Origin of the sequence: Caulobacter sp. B11 (assembly GCF_002737765.1) — a bacterium.
In the GTDB taxonomy this organism is placed as follows: domain Bacteria; phylum Pseudomonadota; class Alphaproteobacteria; order Caulobacterales; family Caulobacteraceae; genus Caulobacter.
The window spans coordinates 1-5,901 of sequence record NZ_PEGG01000230.1 but is presented as its reverse complement, the minus strand read 5'-3'; the positions used below and the strand labels follow the sequence as shown (position 1 = coordinate 5,901).

Annotated in this window: 5 protein-coding genes and 1 pseudogene; all 6 read right to left on the bottom strand. The window is 67.9% G+C overall.

Annotation, left to right across the window (positions count from 1 at the left end):
- A partial coding sequence (gene hmgA / locus CSW58_RS09845) for a homogentisate 1,2-dioxygenase (protein WP_099447165.1) occupies positions 1–1,056 on the bottom strand: 1,056 nt, incomplete at its 3' end.
- A gap of 162 nt (positions 1,057–1,218) precedes the next feature.
- Positions 1,219–2,280 (bottom strand): 4-hydroxyphenylpyruvate dioxygenase, encoded by a 1,062-nt coding sequence (gene hppD / locus CSW58_RS09840; protein ID WP_099447164.1) that lies wholly within the window; start codon positions 2,278–2,280, stop codon positions 1,219–1,221.
- Between the two features lie 14 nt (positions 2,281–2,294).
- Entirely contained in the window at positions 2,295–3,416 is a 1,122-nt protein-coding gene (gene hisC / locus CSW58_RS09835) for a histidinol-phosphate transaminase (protein ID WP_099447163.1), read from the bottom strand.
- 698 nt (positions 3,417–4,114) lie between these two features.
- A complete protein-coding gene (locus tag CSW58_RS09830) occupies positions 4,115–4,573 on the bottom strand; it encodes a response regulator (RefSeq protein WP_161494596.1) in 459 nt (152 codons plus the stop codon).
- 221 nt (positions 4,574–4,794) lie between these two features.
- A complete protein-coding gene (locus tag CSW58_RS09825) occupies positions 4,795–5,265 on the bottom strand; it encodes an Lrp/AsnC family transcriptional regulator (RefSeq protein WP_099447166.1) in 471 nt (156 codons plus the stop codon).
- A gap of 222 nt (positions 5,266–5,487) precedes the next feature.
- Positions 5,488–5,901 (bottom strand): annotated as a pseudogene (locus CSW58_RS09820) (cell division protein FtsZ); the annotation flags it as partial.

The window sequence follows — 5,901 nt, the reverse complement described above, 5'->3', positions numbered from 1 at the left end:
TGAAAAGCCGCCGGCCTTGGCGTCATAGGCGCCGGTGACCAGGCCCATATATTCGCTCATCACGTTGCGATGGAACCAGGGCGGCCGGAAGGTGTGCTCGGCCACCATCCAGCGCGGCGGGAAGATCACGAAATCGCAGTTGGCGGTTCCGGGGATCTCGCTGGGCGCGGTCAGAACCGTGAAGATCGACGGATCGGGATGGTCGAAGCTGACCGTATTGATCGTGTTGAAGCGGGCCAGATCGTATTTGCACGGCGCGAAATTGCCATGCCAGGCCACCACGTCCAGCGGGCTGTGATCCCACTGGCTGGACCACAGGCCGCCCTGGAACTTCTGGATCACCTGAGTCGGGGCTTCAATGTCCTCAAAGGCGGCGACGGGGGTCAGGAAGTCGCGCGGATTGGCCAGGCCGTTGGCGCCGATCGGCCCCAGGTCCGGCAGCTTGAAGGCCGCGCCATAGTTCTCGCAGACATAGCCGCGCGACGGCCCCGCCACCTCGACCCGGAAGCGCACGCCGCGCGGGATCAGGGCGATCTCGCCCGGACCCGCCGTCAGCACGCCCAGCTCGGTGACCAAGGTCAGCACGCCCTGCTGCGGCATGATCAAGAACTCGCCGTCGGCGTTCTGGAACACCCGGTCCTGCATCGAGGCGTTGGCCAGATAGAGGTGGATGCCGATCCCGGCCTGGGTCGCCACGTCACCGTTGCCGGCCAGGGTCATCAGGCCGTCGACGAAATCGGTCGGCGTCTGCGGGACGTCGATCGGGTCCCAGCGCAGGCGATTGGGCGTCACCGGCCCGTCGAAGGGGCCGCTCTTCAGCCGGGCCTGGCCATAGGGCTCATAGCGGCCGTGGCCGGCGCTGGGCCGCAGGCGATAGAGCCAACTGCGGCGGTTCTCGTGCCGGGGCGCGGTGAAGGCCGTGCCCGACAGCTGCTCGGCATAGAGGCCGAATGGAACCTGCTGCGGCGAGTTCTGGCCGATCGGCAGGGCGCCGGGGACGGCCTCGGTCGAGAAGTGATTGCCGAAGCCGGATTGGTAGGTGAGCGCGTCGGTCATGCGGTTGGGGATCTCATCTCTTTCCGCCCACCCCCGTCTTCCCGGCGAAGGCCGGGATCCAGGTTCACCTGGAGCGGTTCGTGGGCTTCACCTGGGCCCCGGCCTGCGCCGGGAAGACGGAAGAGAGGGCACTAAACGCCCTCCCCCCTCGATAGAATAGCCTTAGGCGTCGACCGTGATCACGCCGCGGCGGATCTGGTCCAGCTCGATGCTCTCGAACAGGGCCTGGAAGTTGCCGTTGCCGAAGCCTTCATTGCCCTTGCGCTGGATGATCTCGAAGAAGATCGGGCCAAACAGGTTCTCGGTGAAGATCTGCAGCAGCAGGCCTTCCTCGCCGACCTTGCCGTCCAGCAGGATGCGGTTCTTCTTCAGGCGGGCCAGGTCTTCGCCGTGGCCGGGCACGCGCTTGTCGACCAGCTCGTAATAGGTCTCGATGGTGTCCTGCAGCTTGACGCCCCGGGCGCGCAGCTTCTCGACCGTGTCGTAGATGTCGGCCGTGGTCAGGGCCAGGTGCTGGATGCCCTCGCCGTTGTACTGGCGGATGAACTCCTCGATCTGGCTGTGGTCGTCCTGGCTTTCGTTGAGCGGGATGCGGATGGCCTTGTCGGGCGCGATCATCGCCTGGCTGAACAGGCCGGTGGCCTGGCCCTTGATGTCGAAATACTTCTGCTCCTCGAAGCCGAAGACGTCGCGATAGAAGGTCGACCAGGTGCTCATCTGGCCGCGTTTGACGTTGTGGGTCAGGTGATCGAGCAGGTCGAGGCCGACATTGTTGGCCGCTTCCGCCTCGGCGGCGCCCGCGACCGGCGTCCAGGTCGAAAACACCGCCTCGGCGCTCTGGACCAGATACAGCATCGAGCCGCCGATGCCTTCCAGCACCCGGGCGCCCTCGCCCAGCAGGGTCTGGCCGGCGTCGGCGGCCACCGCCCCACGCTTCAGCGCCTCGGCATAGGCCTGTTCGACATCGGCGACGCCGAAGGCCATGCCGTTGGCCGACGGGCCGTGGGCGGCGCGGAAGGCGGCGACCTGGCCGTCGGTCTCGTCATTGACCAGCAGGTTGATGCGGCCCTGCTTGTAGCGGGTCACGGCCTTGGTCGGATGGGTCGAGGCGGGCACGAAGCCCAGTTGCTCGAACAGCGCCTTCATGGCCGCCGGCTGCGGGCTGGTGAACTCGACGAACACGAACCCGTCGAGGCCGAGGGGATTTTCAGCGGAAAGGGTCAAGGCGGGCTCCGAAATCAGAGGGCGAGCGCGGCGGGCAAGGCGGCGATCAGACTGTCATTGTCGCTCGGGCGACCGATGGTGATGCGCACCCAGCCGCCGGCGACCGGGGTGGGACGGACGATCAGGCCCTGCCGCAGCAAACGCTCGGTCGTGGCCTCGGGACCCGCCGGGGTCCGCAGGAAGACGAAGTTGGCCTGGCTGCGGGTGTGGTCGACGCCCAGATCGGCCAGGACATCCTCGACCCGGCCGCGCTCGGCGATGGTCAGGGCGACCGTGCGGGTCAGGTGGTCCTGGTCGTCCCAGGCGGCCAGGGCGGCGGCCTGGGAGACGCTGGTGACATTGAAGGGCGGACGCAGGCGGTCGAGATAGCCGACCAGGGCCTCCGACGAGGCGACGCCATAGCCGACCCGCAGGCCGGCCAGGCCATAGGCCTTGGAGAAGGTGCGTCCCGACACCCAGGGACCGCCCCAGGCATCGAGCAAGGCCAGGGTGTCGAACGCCTCGTGGTATTCGCGATAGGCCTCGTCGACGAAGACCAGGGTCGAACGCGGGGTCGCGGCCAGGATGGTCTCGATGTCGGCGGCGGTCAGGGCGTTGCCGGTCGGGTTGTTGGGGGTGCACAGCACCATCAGCTTGGGGCCGCGCGCCGCCTCGGCGGCGAAGGCGGCCACGTCGAGGTCGAAATTGGCCCGGCGCGGCACGTCGATCAGCCGGGCCTCGGCGCAGCGGCCGAAGATCTCGTAGGCCGGGAAGGTCGGCGAGCTGAGCAGGATCGAGTCGCCCGGATGCAGCACGGCGCGGAACAGATAGTCGATCAGGGCCTCGGAACCGGGCGAGACCAGGATGCGGCCGGATTCAACGCCCAGCCGCGCGCCGATCGCGGCGCGCAGGGTCTCGCAATAGGGGTCGGGATAGATCTCCGGGCTGGCCAGGGCCTGCTGCACGGCGGCCCCGACCTTTGGGCTGGCTCCCAGCAGGTTCTCGTTGCTGGCCAGCTTGGAAAAGTGCGTCTGGCCGGTGCGGCGGCTGGCCTCGGCCAGGCTCATCCCGGCCTTGTAGGCCTGGATAGGCTCGAGGGCTGGGCGCATCGGTGACGTCCCAGAGTCGGACGGGGACTTGCGATCCAGAACCAGCATGCGTCACGCTCCGAAGACAGGGGAGCGGGCAGGATAGAGCGCAACGGGCGGTGATGTATGACGATCACGCCCCCATAGCCGGAGCAACCGGTCATCTTTCGTCAAAAATGATCATAAACTTGATGCTTGATGACCGACATGCGCGGGCGGTCTTCCGCCGACGAAGGCCGGCGGGCTGGGGAGGCGGCGAAGCGACCGGGACGCGCCCGGAATAGGGATTTGGAGGATACCGTTTCGACACGACCCGGGCGCTCCGCGCGATCGATGGACGAAAGCCTTCGGGTCGCGGATTCTTAACCCGCTCCGATGGAGGCCTCCGGCGGGCGGAGGGGCGGCAACCCCGTCCGGACCGCGCGGGCGATTTCAGCCCGCGCCTGTGGCGTTCGCCGTTCGGCGCCGAGGGGATGTTCCCGCCGTCCGGTCCGGACCGCCCGCGACCCCATCCAGGACCGCCACGCTCCGCCGACCGGGCCATCCGGGACCCGCGACGCCGGCCGACGGACACGCCCCGCTCGACCGCCCCCGTCGCGCGTCAAGGTCGCCGGCCGGACGCCCTCCCCCGCGACGGGGCAAGCAGAAGTATGCGGGCGGCCTCAACGCGTCTGAGCAATTGGCGTCAATATTTCTCAAGCCATTGAACGGGTTCAATTTTGCCCCGGATCGACGACGGATTGACGAGGATCGATCCCCGCCACGACCTAGGCGGCGGGCGCGAGACTGAAGCCGTCGCCCTCGAAGACCTCGAGCCGCGAGGGCCTCGGTCGCGAGGGGTCGCCGTCAAGACGGGCGAGAAGATAGCCGACCGCCAGCACCATGTCGGCGGCGTCATAGGGCTTGGGCAGCGAGCCGATGGCGACGGTTCGCGCCGAGGAGGCCCGGTTCACCTGGCCGCTGATGAACAGGACCGGAATCCCCAGGCCCTTGAGGTTTTCCGCCAGTTCAATGCCGTCATCGTTACCGGCCAGCTGGATATTGACCAGGGCGAGATTGGGTTTGCAGGCCTTGGCGACCGCGATAGCCTCGTCGCGTCGATCGGTCAGGTCAAGGACGTGGTAGCCCGCCTCCGCCAGCTCGTCGCGCAGGATCATGGCCACCAGAACTTCGTCCTCGACGATCATCAGGGTCTTGCCGGTGGCTTTGGCTTGGAGCTCGGTCATGGTCATTCTCCGCCGCGGGATCGCCCGGAGGCTCAAAGGCTGAAAGCCAGGAGCCGGGTTGAGGCGGGGGCGGACGACGAGGCTGCCAGCACGACGCGTGCAGCCATAACGTGCGCCAGGCGGCGGGGTTGCGTCGCCCCGGTTCCCAAGCGTTGCGAGACCGGGCCGAGGCCGGTGGCGACAGGGTCTGGGCCGAGAACGCCGTCAGAAGGCCGGGCAGCCTAGTCCAGATAATCCAGCGGCAGGGCCGTCGCGTCCTTGATCGTTTCCAGCACGAAGCTCGAGCGGATGTCCTTGACCGCCGGCATCTTCAACAGACGTTTCATGGTGAATTCGGCATAGGCGTCGAGGTTGGGGGCCACCACCCGCAGCAGGTAGTCGTAACCGCCGGTCATCGCGTGGCAGCCCACCACCATGGGCTCGCGCAGCACGGCCTCGGCGAAGCCCTCGGCGGCGGTTTCGCTGTGGCGGTCGACCTGGACCTCGACATAGGCCAGCAGGTCCAGCCGGGCCTTGCGGCGGTCGACTAGGGCCACATAGCCGCTGATCAGCCCGGCCGCCTCCAGCGCCTTGACCCGGCGCAGGCACGGGCTGGGCGACAGCCCCACCCGCTCGGCCAGCTCGACATTGGTCAGGCTGGCGTCCTGTTGCAGGATCTCGAGGATTTTGCGGTCGGCGCGGGTGAGCTTCATCGACATCCGGTGTAGCGCACAAGATCCTCCCCCTGAAGGGGGAGGTGGTCCGGAGGACCGGAGGGGGACGTTGGCGGACGAAGCAGCGGGCACTTCCCCCTCCGTCGCTCCGCGACACCTCCCCCTTTGGGGGGAGGATCACCGCACCGGCACCCGCACAGCAAGACGCCCGGAACCTTACGGCTCCGGGCGTCTGAAAACGCTGCACTGAAAGGATTGCGCCTAGTTGGCTAGCCGACGCAGGAAGGAGGGGATTTCGAGATCCTCGCCTTCCTGGGCCTGGGGGGCTTCCAGCGGCTGCTGGGCCGGACGGGCCGAACCGGTCGAGCGGGCCTGGGGCTGCGGGGCCGGTTTGCTGGTCGTAGCGCTGCTGGCGACCACCGCCGAACAGGCTCATCCAGCCCGCCCGACTTCTGCGGCCGACGGTCGTCGAAATAGTTGTCGCTGAACAGGGGCTCGTCCTCGGCCTCGGCGACCATCGGGTCGACGATGCGGGTGACGCGCGGGGCCGGCGCGGCGATGCGGGGTTCCGGCGCGATCTCGATCGGCGGTTCATCGAAGTAGAGATTGGGCTGCACCTCGGCCACCGGGGCGGGCTCGGGCTCGGGCTCGACATAGGCCGGCTCGGGCGCATAG